The sequence below is a fragment of the Allomuricauda sp. CP2A genome, from assembly GCF_001683915.1.
Lineage (GTDB): Bacteria > Bacteroidota > Bacteroidia > Flavobacteriales > Flavobacteriaceae > Flagellimonas.
The window spans coordinates 1-16,750 of the sequence record NZ_LXTT01000026.1 but is presented as its reverse complement, the minus strand read 5'-3'; the positions used below and the strand labels follow the sequence as shown (position 1 = coordinate 16,750).

Here is a 16,750-nt window from a genome sequence, read left to right as displayed (position 1 = left end):
AAAACCATGAATAGAAATTTTTTGATTGCAGGAATTCTTTCCTTAAGCATCGGCTACCATGGATTCGCTCAAGAAGTGGGCGAAATCGAAGTAGTTTCCGATGAACTGGCGAAAATTGTAAAAAAGGACGCCGAAATCGAGGTCATCGCTGATGGATTTCAGTTTACGGAAGGACCGCTCTGGGTAGCGGACAAAAAAATGCTTTTGTTTTCTGACGTACCGGCAAATACCATCTACCAATGGACCGAGAAGGATGGAGCCTCTGTTTTTGTAAAACCGGGAGGCTATACAGACCCAGCTCCAAGAGGGGGTTTTATGGGACCAAATGGCATGATCTTAAACCACAAGGGCAACTTATGGATTTGTCAGCATGGCGATCGAAGAATAGCTGAGCTTGATGCACCCTTGGATGCCCCTGAAGCCAAATTCACCACGGTAATTGGAGCGTATGAAGGCAAAGGATTGAACAGCCCCAATGACCTTTTCCTTACCGAAGCTGGTGATTTGTATTTCACAGATCCGGCCTACGGTTTTGAGAATGGTCCAAGTGACCCAAAGAAGGAATTGGAATTTCAGGGAGTTTACAAATTGAGTAAATCTGGTGAGCTTACCGTGTTGATCGATTCATTGTCAACTCCAAATGGAATCTCCATATTCCCTGATGGAAAAACCTTATTGGTTTCAAATACCGCGGGACCAAAAAGAGGATGGTATTCGTATGATATTGCTTCTGACGGAAGTGTATCAAATGGAAAAGTATTTGCGTCTCCAGGGGATATAAAAGCTCCCGGTGGCTGCGATGGGTTAAAAATCGACAAGAAAGAAAATGTGTTTGCTACAGGTCCTGGTGGCGTGTGGATTTTTACCAAAAAAGGGAAATTGATCGGTAAGATAAAAGTCAATGGACTTACAGCTGCAAATGTGGCGCTTTCTCCTGACGAAAAAACGCTTTACATAACCGCTACCGATAAGCTTCTCCGAGTGGAGATGAGATAAGCAGTTTTACAAAACGAAATAAAAAAACCTCCAAGAAAATCTTGGAGGTTTTTTTTACTAGGAGTAATTCAAATCAATAACCGGTCTTCATGGTATTCAATACCGCTTGTTCCCCAAGTCTTTCTTTGAGTTGGGTCAGGTAAAGACTCTTTGGCGTAACGTGCTTATCGGTAGATTCCACAAAGCCATTGGGCTTGGTTACATCTTGTAGTGCTGCATTATAGACCACTGCATTTACCCCAATATGACCGAATGAGTAGTTTTCAGCAGTCGGCGGACTTTGAATGAGGTAGTCGCCCTCACAGTTCCAGAAAACAATATTGGCTCCGGCCCAGCCAATAATATAATCCCAAAACCGGGCCGTGAGCGGAGCTTTTACATTATCGTATAAAACTCCATTTACCCAGCGGTTGTGTGGCTCACTTGAAGAATACGGATTTATGGCGGTGCATTCCAAATACACATTTCCACTTGCTTCCGACCCCTGAAGCACAAAGGAGTGACGCCCTTTTTGGGAAACACATCGTTGTACCAGGCAAAATTGACCGTTCATTTGGAAAGTAAATCTTCTGCCTCCCCATCGTTGGGAAACGGGCTCCAGAGACGTACAATCCTGAACGGTGATCCATTTGGTGCCGGCATTGGCCTGAACCACACTGTTGGCAAAATGTAAAGCGGTCATATTTCGCACCCAGGCATTTTTTGCATTGGTGAGATTGATGAAGTTTGAATAATGTTTCTCATCCGAAAAATACTCCTCTCCATGGTATCGGTGCTCTTCACCAAGGTCATCACGGTCCATGTTCCCATAAGCAGTTTGGCGCACAGAAGGATCGTATTCCGATATTCCTCTTAGGTTTTCCACCCCTACATTTTCTATTCTGTTGTCCGTGTATTTGGTTACTTCACCACCACCCCATTGACTTTCAATTGCGGTGAAAATAGGGGCATCAACCGTAATGGTATTTCCACTGATGTTTTTAATGATGCGGTCGAAGGTGATGTCAAAGGGTTTCCACCGATTTCTGCCAACAGTTGCGCTATCCAGTCCAATTTCTTCAATCCATTCTTCATTCCCAATTCTTTTGATGGATACTTGGTCGCCAACTTTGAAACCTTTAGCTGATTTCACCTGGAACGTAGTGGCCCCTACAGCCACATAATCGTCCGTTAGGGTCGTTTTTGAATCTTCAATCAAGCTGATGCCTTCTTCTCCCTCTATCTTGATAAGAGCAGGTCTCCAAAATCTTCTGCCATTACCTTCTGGTGGTGTAGGAATCTTGCCGTAAAGAATGGTGCCAATATCACTTTGGCCTTCGCCTCTTAAGACTACACCGGATTTTCGGATGTAAATTTCTTTATCCATCTGATAAAATCCCATTTTTAAGAGTACAGCGCCTCTGAATCCATTTTCATCCAAAGGCAGGGCCGACACCCTGTCTATGGCAGCCTGGATGCTGCCGGAATTATCCCCAAGTACGGGCCACACTGTTTCCTTTACGGGCACATAGGGGAGTGCCTCTCCTCCGCCTTTATACCCGGCATTGGAAAAATCTGGAATTTGATTTCCCTTATCATCTTTTACGTAGACAAGTTTTCCGTTGGGTCCGGGGTATATTTTTGAGGTTGGTGGTACTAAATCTTGGGCTTTTGTTTGAAAAGCTATAAGTACCAAGACAATTAGTTGCAGCGAATTGATCTTGAGGTTCATCTGTTTTTATTTCGGGTTCTCCATTCTTGAAGAACAGGTCGTTAAACTATTTACCTGCCTATCGGCAAACAGGAGTTAAGTTAACGTTTTTTGGCTTAATGATCCGGGTACATGGGCAAGAAGTGGTTGCCAAGGGGACGGTGGCTTGATTTTTTAGATTAGGTTTGAGTGATTTCACTTGTCGGTCTCGGCTATGAGTAGTTGCGCGGGTTAGCACTTAACTTTGCAAGTAAACACCAAACTGAAAATCCGCTAGGATTTTCAGAAGTAGACCAGAACAAGCAATTATTTATAGCCATCGTTAGCGGTTGTATTTTAACATTTTCACTCTTTAATACATCGAACACACAAGCCATCTCCTTTGCCATTTATCCAAACCAATCCGTCACTTACCCCAGGAATGTGCATTGACCAAGCTTCACCGCCTGAATAACTTTCGCTTGACCACCAATATCCTCTATTATTAATATTTGAAAAGGTGGCACTACCATCATAGTTTAACAAATACCCTCCTTTAACAGGAAGAAAACCAAAGCTTTCTTCTAGAAGATTCTCAGCTTGGGATTGACTATCTCCAGCGAAATCTATTAAGTTGAACCAATCTGATGTATTCGGTATTCGCCAACCCGAGGGGCACAAGTTGTTTTTATTAACAGTGTAGAAATTATATAATGCACCATAAAATGCACCATAAGTTTCATAATTGTACTCATACCAAGTATAAGCTTCAGTGAACGGGGCCGTGTCTCCAGCATTCACCCATTCATTTTCGATAGTGACGAGAGGTATCATTGTTCCATCATTGAATCTGGTTACCTTTAAATTATCGACCATCCAAGTCTGGGAACCAAAAGTCGCAACTCGATAAGTATTACCATCAATATCTAGAATGGTTTTATAAACTCGCATGCTTTTACTTTTTTTGCATCCATTGTCGTCTGTTACCATTATTTCGTAAATCCCATCTTCCAAAATATCACTAAGATCTTTGGACGTTGAACCATTTGACCACAGATAGGAATAAGGAGGTGATCCTCCAGATATGGAAATATTAATGGTCGCTGCATTTTCGTTTTCATCAATATGTGTAATGTTTTCCTCAATAGATATTTCATCATTAATATCGAATATTTGTATTTCTCCCAATACTTCAGTTTCACCTGCTGAATCCAAGATGGTTACCGAATAACTACCTGCTTTAAGTTGCGATATGTCTTCTGTTATTTCACCATTAGACCATGAATAACTGTATGGAGGTTCTCCGCCTATTACCGAAATAGAGATTCTTCCATCGTTTCCTTCGGAACATATGTTGTCAAAAGTTTCGAATTCTGCAGTGAGCGGTATGTCTTGATTTTCGCTTTGTTCATCGGAACAAGAAATCATATATGTGAAGAGGACTTGCAGGAAAATTATTTTGGAGAGATATTTTTTCATTTATTTCAGATTTTTTTGGTCTATATGACCGCTAACGTTTAAAGATATGATTCGTTTTTAATACTTCAACTGCGTTCAGCACAGGTACCTGCCTGTCGGCAGACAGGAGTGAAGTTAACGATTTTTAGCTTAAAAATCCATCCACAATTTACGCCCTGCCCTCTCCTTTTGACGAGTCCATCCTATCGTTTGACCGACCCACGAGTCGGTTTGGATTTTGTGATTTTGGCGGTTCACCGATTTTTAAACACTTTACCGATTTTATAGGGAAGTACATCTTGAATTCTTTGGTTTGGCCCTTTTCCGATCAATCTTTGTTACAGACCCAACAGTCTAAACCCAAATCTTATGGAAATGACCCTCAAACGAAGGGAGACCATGCACCGCTTGTGCGGGAAAGGCCTCGAAATCTTCAGTGAAAAAGGCTATTACAACACCAGTTTGGATGATATCCTCACCGAACTGTCCCTATCCAAAGGTGCCTTTTACCATCACTTTAAATCCAAGGAAGACTACTTTATCAATATTGTGCAGAACCTTATTGTGCAAAAAGTCTACGCACTTTTGATTGAGCCACTGGACACGGATGAGAATCCCCTGCCCGTAATCATCGAAAGCTTGGAAAACGCCTTGGAGCCCGGCAAGAAGAATGAAATGGCCTACGGTTTTATGCTCAACGATTTCTTGACCGAATTCAATAAGCGCAACGAAGAAATCTGCGGCTACCTTAAAAACATTATCAGTGTTTGGGAGGTCAACCTGGTCGCTGTATTGAAAAGAGGGAAATTGGATGGCCATATTGCCCGCCATGTGGATTGTGAGGGAACGGCCACCTATATCATCGCTTCGTATTTGGGAATGCGCTCTTTAATGACGGACAGTAGTAACCGCCAGTTAAAATACCAATACATCCAACAATTAAAGCAATACTTTAAGTCGATTTCGGCAACTCAAACAGCCTAGCCGTCTAAAACTTCAGTGAGTTTCTCCAAGATGTGTTGGGGTTGAATGCTCTTCATGGCTGATTCATATCCCGGGGGCAGCTTGTTTCCATAGATTGATGTGGGTATCAGCGGATACTCCTCCCGATTGGCCAGCAATGCATTTTCTGAAGGTTGATGGAACGGATAAAACCCAGCAAACGGATGGGTAACGCCCCACAACGTTACCACCGGAATTCCGTAATTGGCTGCCAAGTGGGCATTGCCACTGTCCATGGACAGCATCACATCCAAGTTGGAAATCAATTGCAGTTCTTCGGCCAGATTTAGCTTTCCGGCCATGCACAAAGCATTTTCATAGGTATTCGAAAGACGCTCCAACGCTTCCACTTCCTTATCCCCGCCGCCAAAAAGCAATATTTTATACTTATCGGTATCGTTCAGGGTCTTGATCACCGCTTCCATGGATTCCAACGGATACATTTTACCTTCGTGGGCAGCAAAAGGAGCAATGCCTACCCATTTTTTGGTATCCTGCTGCACCAAGTCCAGCACTTTTTCCGAAAGTTCAACTCGTTCTAGGGGTTTGGTATGGGATAAATCAATCGGAAAACCGAGTTCCCCAAAAACATCAGCATAACGCTGGTGGGTGGTCTTGAGCTGTTGAAACTTTTTGTTCTTGGAACGGGTAAGTGCCTTTTTCTCCCTTCGTCCTTTATCAATTTGCACAAAGGGAATCCTATCCAGTGCAAAATACTTCTTCAGCACCCGGCTGCGCAACACATTGTGGAGGTCGGCTACCGCATCAAATTGCAGTGGTTTCAACTCTTGGTACAACCGCCAAAGCCCCATAAGGCCTTTATGCCTTTTTTTTACATCGGCCTCAACCACGGTTACCCTGTCCAGTCCATGAAAAATGGGGATAAAGTGTTTCTTGGTGAGTACGGTCAGCTGTACATCGGGATACTTTTTGATCAATGTGCCAATCACAGGAACGGTCATGGCCACATCGCCCATGGCGGAGAACCGAATGATAAGGATATGGGTGGGTTTACCCTTTTTGTTCACGGAGTACCGGGTTTAATTCGTCGTCGTTGTACATTTTCATCTGTTTGTAGACTTTCATGTACTTGTTTCCGGCTTCAATATCGGCTAGCAACTGATCTATGGCCATGGACAGGTCCTTTTTCTGCTCCAAAAGCACGGCCAACTTCTCACTGCATTTTTTGATGTGCTCTGGTGAAGCATCGGTACGGTTGACCTCTTCCTGCATGTGATAGATCTTCAGGGCCAAAATGGAAAGTCGGTCAATGGCCCAAGCTGGGCTTTCTGTATTGATGGTGGCATTGTCCTTAACCTCTACGGACTTGTATTTGTTCAAGAAATAGCTATCGATATATTCCACCAAATCGGTACGGTCCTGGTTGCTGGCATCAATCTTTCGTTTCAGGTCCAGTGCGGCCACGGGCTCAATGTCCGGGTCACGGATAATGTCTTCATAATGCCACTGAACGGTATCGATCCAATTTTTTCTGTAGAGCAAATGTTCCACTTTTTCCTTCGGATAGGGATTCACAAATTCTTGGTACACATCATCCTTGATGTGGTAGGTGTCTATACTTTTTTGAAATATGTTGAAGGCAAATTCGCTGAACATCGCTATACATTTTGGGCAAAGATATTGCTTTATGGCTTATTGATTGACCTCTATGATAAAAAGCAGGAGCGGAACTGCTATACAAAGGCCCAAAAACAATTCCTGCAACTTGTTCTTTTTAATCCCCTCCAGATAATTGGCCATAAAAACCGCTGCCGGGAAAAAGGTAAACAGAAGCGGGGAAGAACCTGCCGGGGTGAAAAGTGCTAGGGCCACTCCAAGGATAAAAATAAAAAGTACAATTCGCAGTAATACCAACTTGCCTCCCCCCATATTCCGGACCCTCACAAAAACACCAGCCATGATCAACAATATGAGCAGTATAAAGATCATTGCCTTTATGTTGATGACCTGGCCCAGGGTTTCCATTGTGCGAAATCCTGTTGAAAATATATAGTGATTGCCAAAAAATTCCGTTGACCCCGTTAGCCTAAGTGTGGCGAATGCAATAATAAAGACCGTGGCAATGCCCACGAAAGGGACGAGCCAGTTCTTATAGTTCTTTCTGTCATACACGTTGATGACCGCAAAGACAAGCAGTAAATAAACAAGCGACCAATCATAAAAGAGACTGGCAATACCGATCAAAAGGGAAGCATCAAAAATCTTGTGTTTTACAAATCGGATGGATTTAACGGACAACAATCGCCAAAAGGCCAACAACAGAAAAAAGTTGGTGAAAATGACATTTTTGTTGAACAAGGTTTCGGAGAAGGCCACCAACAACAGCACAAAAAACAGCATGGCGTAGGAGTTGAAGTCCGTTACCTTCTCTGTCCGTACAATTTGGTTGATGATAAATAGGGCCAACAGTAAAACCGCAAAAGCCAGTAATTCAAATGGTATAATCTGATCTACATCTTGCTCTCCAAAACCAAAAAAGACGTTGATGGAATGGAAAAGGAACAAAAAAATGCCAAGGACAATGTAATTTATGGGTTTTGTTTTTCCGAAAAAGCTTGAAATCATCCTATCTTTTGCTACTTTTGCAAAGTAAATATAGCCAAGATGAGCAAGTTTTTTTACGGTATAGAAGACTTATTTGTAAACTACCTTTTTGCCCCCTACGATTTTTTCCGCTTTATGGAGAGTTGGTGGGCTTCCAACACCCTGAATTGGATTTTCTTTGTCATAGGTTTGGTGGCCGCAGTATACTGGATGAAGCAGTTGAAAATTTTCAACGACAACGGCGAAGAGGACAAGAGCATTAGCTCCCACTCTTACCTATAGATCAAAACCAAGATCTTTTCTGTAGTACATCCCGTCAAAATGGAGCTTTTCCATATTTTGATAGGATTTTTGTAGGGCTTCCTTAAAGTCTTTACCAAAGGACGTAACGGCTATGACACGCCCTCCATTGGTGACCACTTTTCCATTGGAAAGTTTTGTTCCTGCATGGAACACTAGGGAATCTTCAATGTTTTCGGCTCCGGTTATCTCTTTTCCCTTTTCATAGGCTTCTGGGTAGCCTCCTGAAACCGCCATAACGGTTGTCGCTGTCCTTTCATCGATGTCAAGGTCGATTTGATCCAAAGTACCATTCGCCATCGCCACAAGCACTTCTACCAAATCACTTTTCAGTCTTGGCATGACCACTTCGGTCTCTGGGTCGCCCATCCGCACGTTGTACTCGATTACCTTGGGTTCATCACCAACTTTTATCAACCCGATAAAAATAAAACCAACATAGGGCAGCTTATCCTTTTTAAGGCCGTCTACCGTAGGTTTCACAATTTGCCGCTCTATCTTCTCCAGAAATGCGGAATCGGCAAACGGAACGGGAGAAATGGCTCCCATGCCCCCTGTATTGAGCCCAGTGTCTCCCTCACCGATACGTTTGTAGTCTTTTGCGGTGGGAAGGATTTTATAGTTAGATCCATCCGTAAGCACAAAACAGCTCAATTCGATGCCATCCAAAAACTCTTCAATGACCACTGTGGCACTTGCGTTTCCGAATTTGGAATCGACCAGCATGGATTTCAACTCATCCTTGGCTTCTTGTAAATCTTGAAGGATCAGCACGCCTTTTCCAGCTGCCAGTCCATCTGCTTTGAGGACATACGGTGGATTGAGCGTTTCCAAAAAAGCATACCCTTTTTCCAAAGTTTCAGCTGTAAAACTTTCATACGCTGCTGTGGGAATATGGTGGCGCATCATGAACTCCTTGGCAAACTCCTTACTACCTTCCAAAGCGGCGGCGGCTTTTTGTGGGCCAATTACTGGAATGTTCTTGAGCTCTGCATCATTCAGGAAAAAATCATGAACGCCATTCACCAAAGGGTCTTCTGGTCCAACAACCACCAAATCGACATTCTCCTTGAGCACCAATTGTTTGATGGCTGGAAAATCATTGACGCCCACCTCAACATTGGTGGCGATTGTGGAAGTTCCGGCATTGCCAGGTGCTACAAACAGTTGTTTTGTCTTAGGGCTTTGTGAGACTTTAAGGGCAATGGCATGTTCTCGTCCACCAGAACCCAGGACCAAAATGTTCATGAATCTGAATTTTGGCAAAAATAACTCAATTCAAATTTAATTTGAGGGTTATTTACAAATGATCTGGTGCTTTCTAGTTGACACACTTGCAAGCGAGACAGGAACGGGCAGGTATCTGAAAAACATACAATAGATTTCTCAATTACTGCGCTTCTTCGAAATTGCAAATGAATTACTTTTTGTTATGGGTCGTAAAATCCCTGTGTTCGGTTTTTTTAAGTTCTTCCTTAGTTAACCCTTTGAAAAACTCGAATGTTTTTCGCATTCCCTCTTCACGTCCCACTTTGGGTTCCCAACCTAAAATTTCCCTTGCTTTGGTGATGTCGGGTTGACGTTGCATTGGGTCATCTTTAGGCAATGGCTTGTATATGATTTTCTGGTCGGTGCCGGTAAGTTTAATGATTTCTTCGGCAAAATCCTTAATGGAAATCTCATTGGGGTTTCCAATGTTTACCGGTAAAGTATAATCACTCATCAACAAACGGTAGATGCCTTCTATTTCATCATCCACAAAGCAGAACGATCGGGTCTGTGAACCATCCCCGAAAACAGTCAAGTCTTCTCCACGAAGTGCTTGTCCCATAAAAGCAGGGATCACACGGCCATCATTCAGTCTCATTCGCGGACCATAGGTATTGAATATCCGCACAATCCGTGTATCCAAACCGTGGAAACGGTGATACGCCATGGTTATGGACTCCTGAAAACGTTTGGCCTCGTCATACACCCCTCTTGGTCCTATAGTGTTTACATTGCCATAGTACTCCTCTGTTTGAGGGTGTACCAAAGGATCACCATAAATTTCAGAGGTGGAGGCTATCATAAAGCGTGCCTTCTTCTCTTTGGCAAGACCAAGCAAGTTATGGGTTCCCAAAGCACCTACCTTAAGGGTTTGTATTGGGATTTTAAGATAGTCGATAGGACTTGCCGGTGAAGCAAAATGAAGAATGTAATCCAGTTCTCCCGGAACATGGACAAAATTGGTCACATCGTGATTATAGAATGTAAATCGCTCCAATGGGAACAAGTGCTCTATGTTTTTAAGGTCTCCGGTGATAAGGTTGTCCATTGCAATGACATCAAAGCCTTCGGCAATAAACCTGTCACAAAGATGGGAGCCCAAAAAACCTGCTGCCCCGGTGATAAGGATTCTTTTCATTTATTCTTTATATAAATTGTTTTCTTCAAGCAAAGCAAACATAGGCCATATAGATCCAGACCAAAAACTTTTCTGGTCAACTGACATCAAATTCTCGACTCAATACGCTTTTTCCTCTCCTTTAATTACGTTTATAACAGTTTGAACTATTATTTTAAAATCTAAAAAAAAAGACCAGTTTTCAACATAAAAAATATCGAACCGAACCCTATTCTTCATATCCAAATCCTTTTCTATTTCACCCCTATACCCTTTTACTTGTGCCAAGCCTGTTATCCCTGGTTTAACATGGTGCCTTAGCATAAACCTACTTACTTTGTTCATGTAATCATTGGTGTGTTTTAACAACAAAGGCCTTGGCCCCACAACAGACATATTTCCCATCAAGACGTTGTAGAATTGCGGTAGTTCATCTATACTGGTCTTCCTGATAAACCTTCCAACTTTTGTAATCCTCATGTCATTTTTTGTCGCTTGTTGTTGGTCGCTTTGTTTGTTCATGGCCATTGACCTAAACTTATAGCATGCAAACAAGTTAAAATCATTTCCTTTTCGATATTGCCTAAAAAATATTGGCCCCTTGGACTCCAACCTTATAATAATGGCCATTAAGGGGGTAAACCAAGACAAAAGAAAAACAATCACTAGTGTAGAAAAAACAACGTCAAAAGTCCTCTTAAGAATATAATTGGTTCTTATTTTCAAAGGTATTTCCTTTAATGATACAACTGGTACGTAATCATAGTATTCAAAATTCAATTTCTTAGAAAAAATTTGTTTGTTATCTGGAACAAATTTTACTGTTTTGAAATTTTTGTCCGCAAAATCTATTAGTTTAAATATCTGACTATCCTTCAACCCTTCAATCGAACAATAGATTTCATCAATTTTATTTTCAACCACATAGTTTAGACACTCCTCTAAGACAAACTCTCCTTTCAAGGTTGAAAATTGCCTAAAAACCCGATACCCGTAACTTTTCTCATTATTAAATACTTCAACCAACTGGTTTATTTTTTGATTTTTGCCAATAACGACCACATTCCGTAAATCACTCTTGCCCGTTTTCCTATAGTGCCTAAGGAAAAAATACTTTGAAATCTTAAGTGTTGTAATGACAATCACCATTAAAAGAAAAAATATCCCCAAATACAATCTACTTACATTAGGCTGCTTAAAAAACCCTAAATAGGCGTAGAGCGCAAGAAACATGTAAACAAATTGTCTAAAAACAAGCCCTAAGATATAGGTTACCTTCGTATACCTATAAACCTCATAAAACCTACACCTCTGGGATATAATAATCCAAACCAATGATATATAAGGGTAGAAAAAAATTGGGTTGTGGAAATATACGGGCAACGAATAAGCCAATAGGTTAATGGTCAACAAATCCAACACATATTCAAGTGTTCTTCTTATTCCAAAAAATTTTCTTTGATTTGCAGACATATATAATTATGGGTTGCCACTAACGATATTCTTGGCAAAGAAACAAAATAGCTGTCAAATGTCCCTATTTTTACACGCTATATGCCACTAAGAGTTTAGGCAAACAAAAAGAAGATGAAAATTCAGAATAAATCATTGCTGCTCAATTTTAGCGGCTACACCATCATTAACCTATTCAATTCCCTTACCCCTTTTATTGTCCTACCAATATTGACCCATAATTTATCTTCCTATGACATTGGCCTACTAGATCTTTTTAATTCTTCTACGATTTTTTTAATGCCAATCATTGGTTTGTCCCTAATTCAATCAATTAGCAAATTATATTTTGTTTTTAAGGATAAAGAAAAATACATATCTGTATTATTTACATGTGTGTTTAGCCTTGGGTGCTTAGCATTCTTATTAACCCTTTTTGTCCTTTATGCAACCAATCTAGTAACTATAACAGATGAAAAACGATTACTGGTTCTTTCTATTGTTTTCTATGTTTTCATCAATCTTTTAATTGAGGGGTTTTTGTTGCTTAACAGAAACCAAGAAAATCTCAAGCAATTTGCCTTTATACGCTTGCTAAAGTCTTTTCTTGAAATAATCCTGACTGTTGTGCTGATATATTATTTTAAAGACTATTGGGCGAGAATATGTGCAATTTTGTCATCTGCGGTAATAAGTTCAATTGTTGTAGTGGTTATTTTAACTCGCACTTCTGGTATTAGGTTTGAGTATGACAAAAGTATTGTAACAAGAGTTTTCCAATATTCTTACCCATTAATATTCCATACTTTTTTTGCTAGTATTTTAAATTATGCAGATCGGTTTTTTATTAATGTATTTGAAGGAACTTCAATGCTTGGCAAATATGCTGTAGCCTATCAGTTGTGCATGGTGATGAGTTTAGTGATTAATTCCTTTAACATGGCCTGGGCACCATATTATATGAAAAACATGATGGATACACACATGAACAACTTTAATTTAATTGTGGAAAAAACATTCAGATACTATATCGGTGGGCTATTGTTGTTTGGGCTTTTTCTGTTTTTGTTTATGCCTTTAATTTATACCTATTATGTAGGTGCAGATTATTTAGTTGACCGTTCTGTTTATGTCTCTCTATTGGTCGCATATATATTCAATGGTTTATATCGCTTTAAGGTAAATCAGTTGTTTTATAGAGAAAAGACGCTGCTTGTGGCCAAGTTATCTATGATTACGGCACTAATTAATCTTATATTAAATTACATTTGTATTAGGTTTTTGGGAATTTTAGGCGCCGCTTTGTCGACTTTGATTTCATATCTGTTGCTATACCTACTGCTGGAAAAACAATTGTCAACCCTAAAAAAAAATGAATTTGCTTCGTAAATCATTAAAGAGACTCTTTTCTGTGTTTTTTACTTTTTTTGCCAAAATTTCATGTAGAAATTTCAAAGCAGGAATAAAAGTTAATGGTCCCACAATTCTAACGAAAAATGTAGTCTTTGGTAAAAATATTCATTTTAATGGCCTGCGTGTTTATGGTAAAGGAAAAGTGTTTTTTGGAAGTAATTTCCATTCTGGTAAAAATTGCAAGATTATAACTGATGTACATAACTATGAAGGTAACAAATTGCCTTATGATGAAACTTATATAGTTAAAGATGTATTTATTGGGGATAATGTGTGGTTGGGAATGGATGTAACAATTCTTGGAGGGGTAACTATAGGAGATGGTGCTATTATACAAGCGGGTAGTGTTGTTGTAGGTGATATTGAAAGGTTAAGTATAGCTGGCGGACATCCTGCGAGGGTTTTTTCACATAGAAATGAATCACACTATAAGTCTTTGGTTGCCTCTGAATCCTTCTTCTAATAGTAGGTATGATATATCTCTTGCTGTCCATATATTTGTTAAATCTTTATTACATAAAGAAACGGTCTTTATACAAAAGTTCCTTTTTTATTCACTTTTTCTTTATTTCAATAATTTTCATTGGCCCAGCAATATATTATGAGTTAGGTTTCACAACATATGCACATACTTTTGAGTGGGAAGATGTGATTTTTTTCGAAAAATATGGTGTAATTGTTTTTTGTATTAACCTAATCTTCCTTTATCTATTAGCCCATAAAAAGAAGTCTGTTTTTAACAAATACTTTGAGTCATATCACAATCGAAATGATAATTTAACCTTTGTTTATTTCATTTTTTGGTTTGTTCTGGTTTTAGCATACCTAATCTTTTATTTTAATCATCTTCCATTGGTTAATTTCATCCTGACCGGCAGCCTTCCAGACAGATTAGATCAATCGGACTCTGTTAAATTATTCTATACTTTTTCTTCCTTTTTCATGGTATTTGTCCCGTCTGGATATTTTTTTTTCATACAATATCTAAAATCCAATTTTTCAAAGTTTTTGCTGCTCCTTCTTGTAGTTTTTATACTTATATCGGGCGGACATAAAGGGTTAGTGACTTTCTTTATTATTTTCGCTTTGTTATTCTCTGGATATAAGTTTAATTTTAAACGGTTATTAATTTCTTTTATAGCTTTAATTGGATTGTTGAGCATCTATACCCTTACTAAGGGCAAAGAGTTCAATAAAGAAACTTTCTATTATTTACTTGAATCCCCGCCAAGGAGGTTTTTTGTCACTCAAGGATCAGCATTTATTACAAGAATTTCAATGGACCGAAGGGATTTGTATGTTGGAAACGTGCATGAATATCAACTGATAAAAAGAGAGACATTTCAGGCCATATACCCGGGCACAAATGACCGAGGGGCTGCACCAACCATGTTTTTGGGAGATTTGCATGTACGGTATGGCTTTTACTTAACCATTATTTCTTATCTGTTTTATTTGATTCTATTATTTCCAATAATCAAAGGAACAGATAATATGAAAAAGCGTTACCTCTATATATGGTGGAACCTATTTATTTTCTTTTTCTTAACAGGAATGGCCGAATTTTCCACTACAAGTGTCCTCAGAATGGGGTTGGCAATATTTAATCTATTTTTTCTTTTAATAATACCTCTTTTACGCTTAAAGAATGTTCAAACAGCTTAATATACAGAACTTGCTTTTATTTTTAGGGTGTGGAGTCATGGCTTCCCTCTTTTTAAAAGAAAACTTTAACTCCTTATTTATTGTTGCCTTTTCAATTGTTATGGCTTTCTATATTCTTTTTAAGGATAGAAAAAAAAATATTAAAAGGGGGTTGTTGTTCTGTACCCCTTTATTGATTTACTTTTTTTTGGCAGTATTTGGGCTTATAATAAATCCAAGTTCAAATTCAAATTATGTTCTCAGATTACTTCCATTCTGTTTGTCTCCACTTTTTCTTTATTACTTCCATTCTTTTAAAGGCAATCAAGGCTACACATTAAAAACTTTTGTTTTTGCAAACATCCTCTTCTTACTTTTTTTAGATATGTTGGCAATCAATGACATGATGGCATCAAGGTCTTTATATGTTGAAAGTGAAGGAAGGCTTTATTATCGTTTTCTTTATACAAGGTACACCCTAGGTTATTTTAATCATATATATTTGGGAATATACTCATTGCTGTCAATTGTCCTACTACAACAATATAAACTCATAAAAAGCAACGGACTACGCTTGGTTTTTGTCTCTTACCTATTACTACACATTGTTCTGCTTGGGTCTAGGGCTGTAATAATTGCTGTTCTTTTAGCTGCATTGTCGTTTTTGGTATTCACCTCTTTCCGTAACAGAAAGTTTATTAAATATTTGGTCGCGTTTTTGACGGTCTTAAGTTTATCAACTTCTATAGTGTATTTTTATAGGGACACATTAGTTTTTAACAGATATTCGCAGGTATTTGAATGGTATGAAAACAGGGATTTGCTATTAAAGCGCAGTTATTCAGTCAATAATAGAATCAAAATCTATATTGTTGGATACTCCATGTTCACGGACTCTTGGCGTTATGGGATTACAGGTTCAGGGTTGGCGAGTACTGAAATACAACATAAATACAGTACAACATTCAAAGATGATTTCAATTTAAAAACCATAACTTACAATGCACATAATCAATACATCAACAATTTTATTGATTGGGGTGTGCTGGGAGTTCTACTTACGGTTTTCATTGTTATTCTTATTATCAAGACCACATATTTTCTTAATTTAAACTGGGTTGCCTTTTTTTGGACTTTTTTTGCCCTTGTATTGTTAATGGAGTCTGTCCTGATCAGGCATAGGGGCATTGTGCTCTTTGTCCTTTTTTTCTCTTTCTTTTTTGCACAAAAAAAATCCTATTCAAATGAAAAATGAGTACCGTCCTTTAGTTTCCATTATAATGCCAAACTATAACGGCGTAGATTTTTTAGAAAAAAGTATCACTTCAGTCATAAATCAAACTTACACTCATTGGCAGCTTGTTATTGTTGATGATAAATCCACTGACAGCAGTATAATGCTGATTGAAGAGTTTAAGGATTCAAGGATACTGAGACCAATTGAACTTGAGAAAAACATGGGAGCCGCTGTTACCCGAAATACCGGGATTAAAGCAGCAAACGGTGAATTTATAGCGTTTTTGGACAATGATGATTTTTGGGTTCCTGAAAAACTGGAAAAACAACTCAAATTTATGGTTGACAATAACTATTTGTTTACCTATACGGATTATATGCGCTTGTCAGAAGGTAATGAGATCCAAATAAAGTGCATGAATAAAGTCACCCAACAAGATTTACTTAAGAACAATTATATATTAACTTCAACAGTTATGTATAATGCCGGAGTCCTTGGAAAAATATATATGCAAAATATAAGAAAGAGACAGGACTGGAGCCTTTTTATCAACATCATAAAAAAATCTAAAACCGCATATTGCCTAACCGAACCCCTAACCTATTACAGAAAACACAAAAATTCATTG

Annotated in this window: 16 protein-coding genes; 7 read left to right on the top strand and 9 right to left on the bottom strand. The window is 39.0% G+C overall.

Annotation, left to right across the window (positions count from 1 at the left end; all coding sequences use genetic code 11):
• The first annotated feature begins 6 nt into the window (after positions 1-6).
• Positions 7-996 carry an SMP-30/gluconolactonase/LRE family protein gene (locus tag A7D14_RS02735; protein ID WP_067029683.1) on the top strand — a complete coding sequence of 330 codons (990 nt, stop codon included), beginning with the start codon at positions 7-9 and terminating at the stop codon, positions 994-996.
• Between the two features lie 73 nt (positions 997-1,069).
• Here the strand turns inward: A7D14_RS02735 and A7D14_RS02730 are convergent, their stop codons facing one another.
• On the bottom strand, positions 1,070-2,707 hold the full coding sequence (locus tag A7D14_RS02730; protein ID WP_067029681.1) for a hypothetical protein: 1,638 nt from the start codon (positions 2,705-2,707) through the stop codon (positions 1,070-1,072).
• 324 nt (positions 2,708-3,031) lie between these two features.
• Entirely contained in the window at positions 3,032-4,144 is a 1,113-nt protein-coding gene (locus A7D14_RS02725; RefSeq protein WP_083157951.1) for an FISUMP domain-containing protein, read from the bottom strand.
• Between the two features lie 348 nt (positions 4,145-4,492).
• Here A7D14_RS02725 and A7D14_RS02720 point away from each other — a divergent pair, with 348 nt between their 5' ends.
• Positions 4,493-5,107, top strand: coding sequence for a TetR/AcrR family transcriptional regulator (locus A7D14_RS02720; protein ID WP_067029677.1), 615 nt, complete (start codon positions 4,493-4,495; stop codon positions 5,105-5,107).
• On the opposite strand, the gene A7D14_RS02715 is transcribed toward A7D14_RS02720, so the two are convergent.
• Genes A7D14_RS02715 through A7D14_RS02705 form a run of 3 tightly spaced genes read right to left on the bottom strand, consistent with a single transcriptional unit; the run spans position 5,104 to position 7,711 of the window.
• The gene (locus A7D14_RS02715; RefSeq protein WP_083157950.1) at positions 5,104-6,153 is read right to left on the bottom strand and encodes a glycosyltransferase family 9 protein; all 1,050 of its coding nucleotides are present in this window, start codon (positions 6,151-6,153) and stop codon (positions 5,104-5,106) included. The two genes, A7D14_RS02720 and A7D14_RS02715, sit on opposite strands and share 4 nt — an antisense overlap.
• Positions 6,137-6,742 carry a DUF4254 domain-containing protein gene (locus A7D14_RS02710; RefSeq protein ID WP_067029675.1) on the bottom strand — a complete coding sequence of 202 codons (606 nt, stop codon included), beginning with the start codon at positions 6,740-6,742 and terminating at the stop codon, positions 6,137-6,139. Before A7D14_RS02710 ends, A7D14_RS02715 begins: the two co-directional genes overlap by 17 nt.
• A 36-nt stretch (positions 6,743-6,778) precedes the next feature.
• A complete protein-coding gene (locus A7D14_RS02705; RefSeq protein ID WP_067029673.1) occupies positions 6,779-7,711 on the bottom strand; it encodes a DUF6427 family protein in 933 nt (310 codons plus the stop codon).
• Positions 7,712-7,750: 39 nt separating this feature from the next.
• Between A7D14_RS02705 and A7D14_RS02700 the strand changes: the two genes are divergently transcribed.
• The gene (locus tag A7D14_RS02700; RefSeq protein ID WP_067029671.1) at positions 7,751-7,972 is read left to right on the top strand and encodes a DUF6341 family protein; all 222 of its coding nucleotides are present in this window, start codon (positions 7,751-7,753) and stop codon (positions 7,970-7,972) included.
• Here the strand turns inward: A7D14_RS02700 and purD are convergent.
• From purD to A7D14_RS02685, 3 genes are all read right to left on the bottom strand, one after another.
• Positions 7,967-9,238 (bottom strand): phosphoribosylamine--glycine ligase, encoded by a 1,272-nt coding sequence (purD, locus tag A7D14_RS02695; RefSeq protein ID WP_067029669.1) that lies wholly within the window; start codon positions 9,236-9,238, stop codon positions 7,967-7,969. The two genes, A7D14_RS02700 and purD, sit on opposite strands and share 6 nt — an antisense overlap.
• Positions 9,239-9,410: 172 nt before the next feature.
• The gene (locus A7D14_RS02690; protein WP_067029667.1) at positions 9,411-10,397 is read right to left on the bottom strand and encodes a UDP-glucuronic acid decarboxylase family protein; all 987 of its coding nucleotides are present in this window, start codon (positions 10,395-10,397) and stop codon (positions 9,411-9,413) included.
• A gap of 99 nt (positions 10,398-10,496) precedes the next feature.
• Positions 10,497-11,849, bottom strand: a complete 1,353-nt coding sequence (locus tag A7D14_RS02685; RefSeq protein ID WP_067029665.1) for an exopolysaccharide biosynthesis polyprenyl glycosylphosphotransferase — start codon at positions 11,847-11,849, stop codon at positions 10,497-10,499.
• Between the two features lie 114 nt (positions 11,850-11,963).
• Between A7D14_RS02685 and A7D14_RS02680 the strand changes: the two genes are divergently transcribed.
• Both A7D14_RS02680 and A7D14_RS02675 read left to right on the top strand, forming a co-directional pair.
• Positions 11,964-13,217 carry a lipopolysaccharide biosynthesis protein gene (locus A7D14_RS02680; RefSeq protein WP_083157949.1) on the top strand — a complete coding sequence of 418 codons (1,254 nt, stop codon included), beginning with the start codon at positions 11,964-11,966 and terminating at the stop codon, positions 13,215-13,217.
• Complete coding sequence (locus A7D14_RS02675; protein ID WP_067029661.1) at positions 13,201-13,704, top strand: acyltransferase; 504 nt, start codon at positions 13,201-13,203, stop codon at positions 13,702-13,704. Before A7D14_RS02680 ends, A7D14_RS02675 begins: the two co-directional genes overlap by 17 nt.
• A gap of 457 nt (positions 13,705-14,161) precedes the next feature.
• On the opposite strand, the gene A7D14_RS19800 is transcribed toward A7D14_RS02675, so the two are convergent.
• Complete coding sequence (locus A7D14_RS19800; protein ID WP_141673200.1) at positions 14,162-14,404, bottom strand: hypothetical protein; 243 nt, start codon at positions 14,402-14,404, stop codon at positions 14,162-14,164.
• 485 nt (positions 14,405-14,889) lie between these two features.
• On the opposite strand from A7D14_RS19800, the gene A7D14_RS02665 reads away from it, so the two are divergent.
• Complete coding sequence (locus A7D14_RS02665; protein ID WP_067029657.1) at positions 14,890-16,140, top strand: O-antigen ligase family protein; 1,251 nt, start codon at positions 14,890-14,892, stop codon at positions 16,138-16,140.
• Positions 16,130-16,750 (top strand): glycosyltransferase family 2 protein (locus A7D14_RS02660; protein ID WP_067029655.1); only part of this gene is annotated, 621 nt, incomplete at its 3' end. The genes A7D14_RS02665 and A7D14_RS02660, both read left to right, overlap by 11 nt.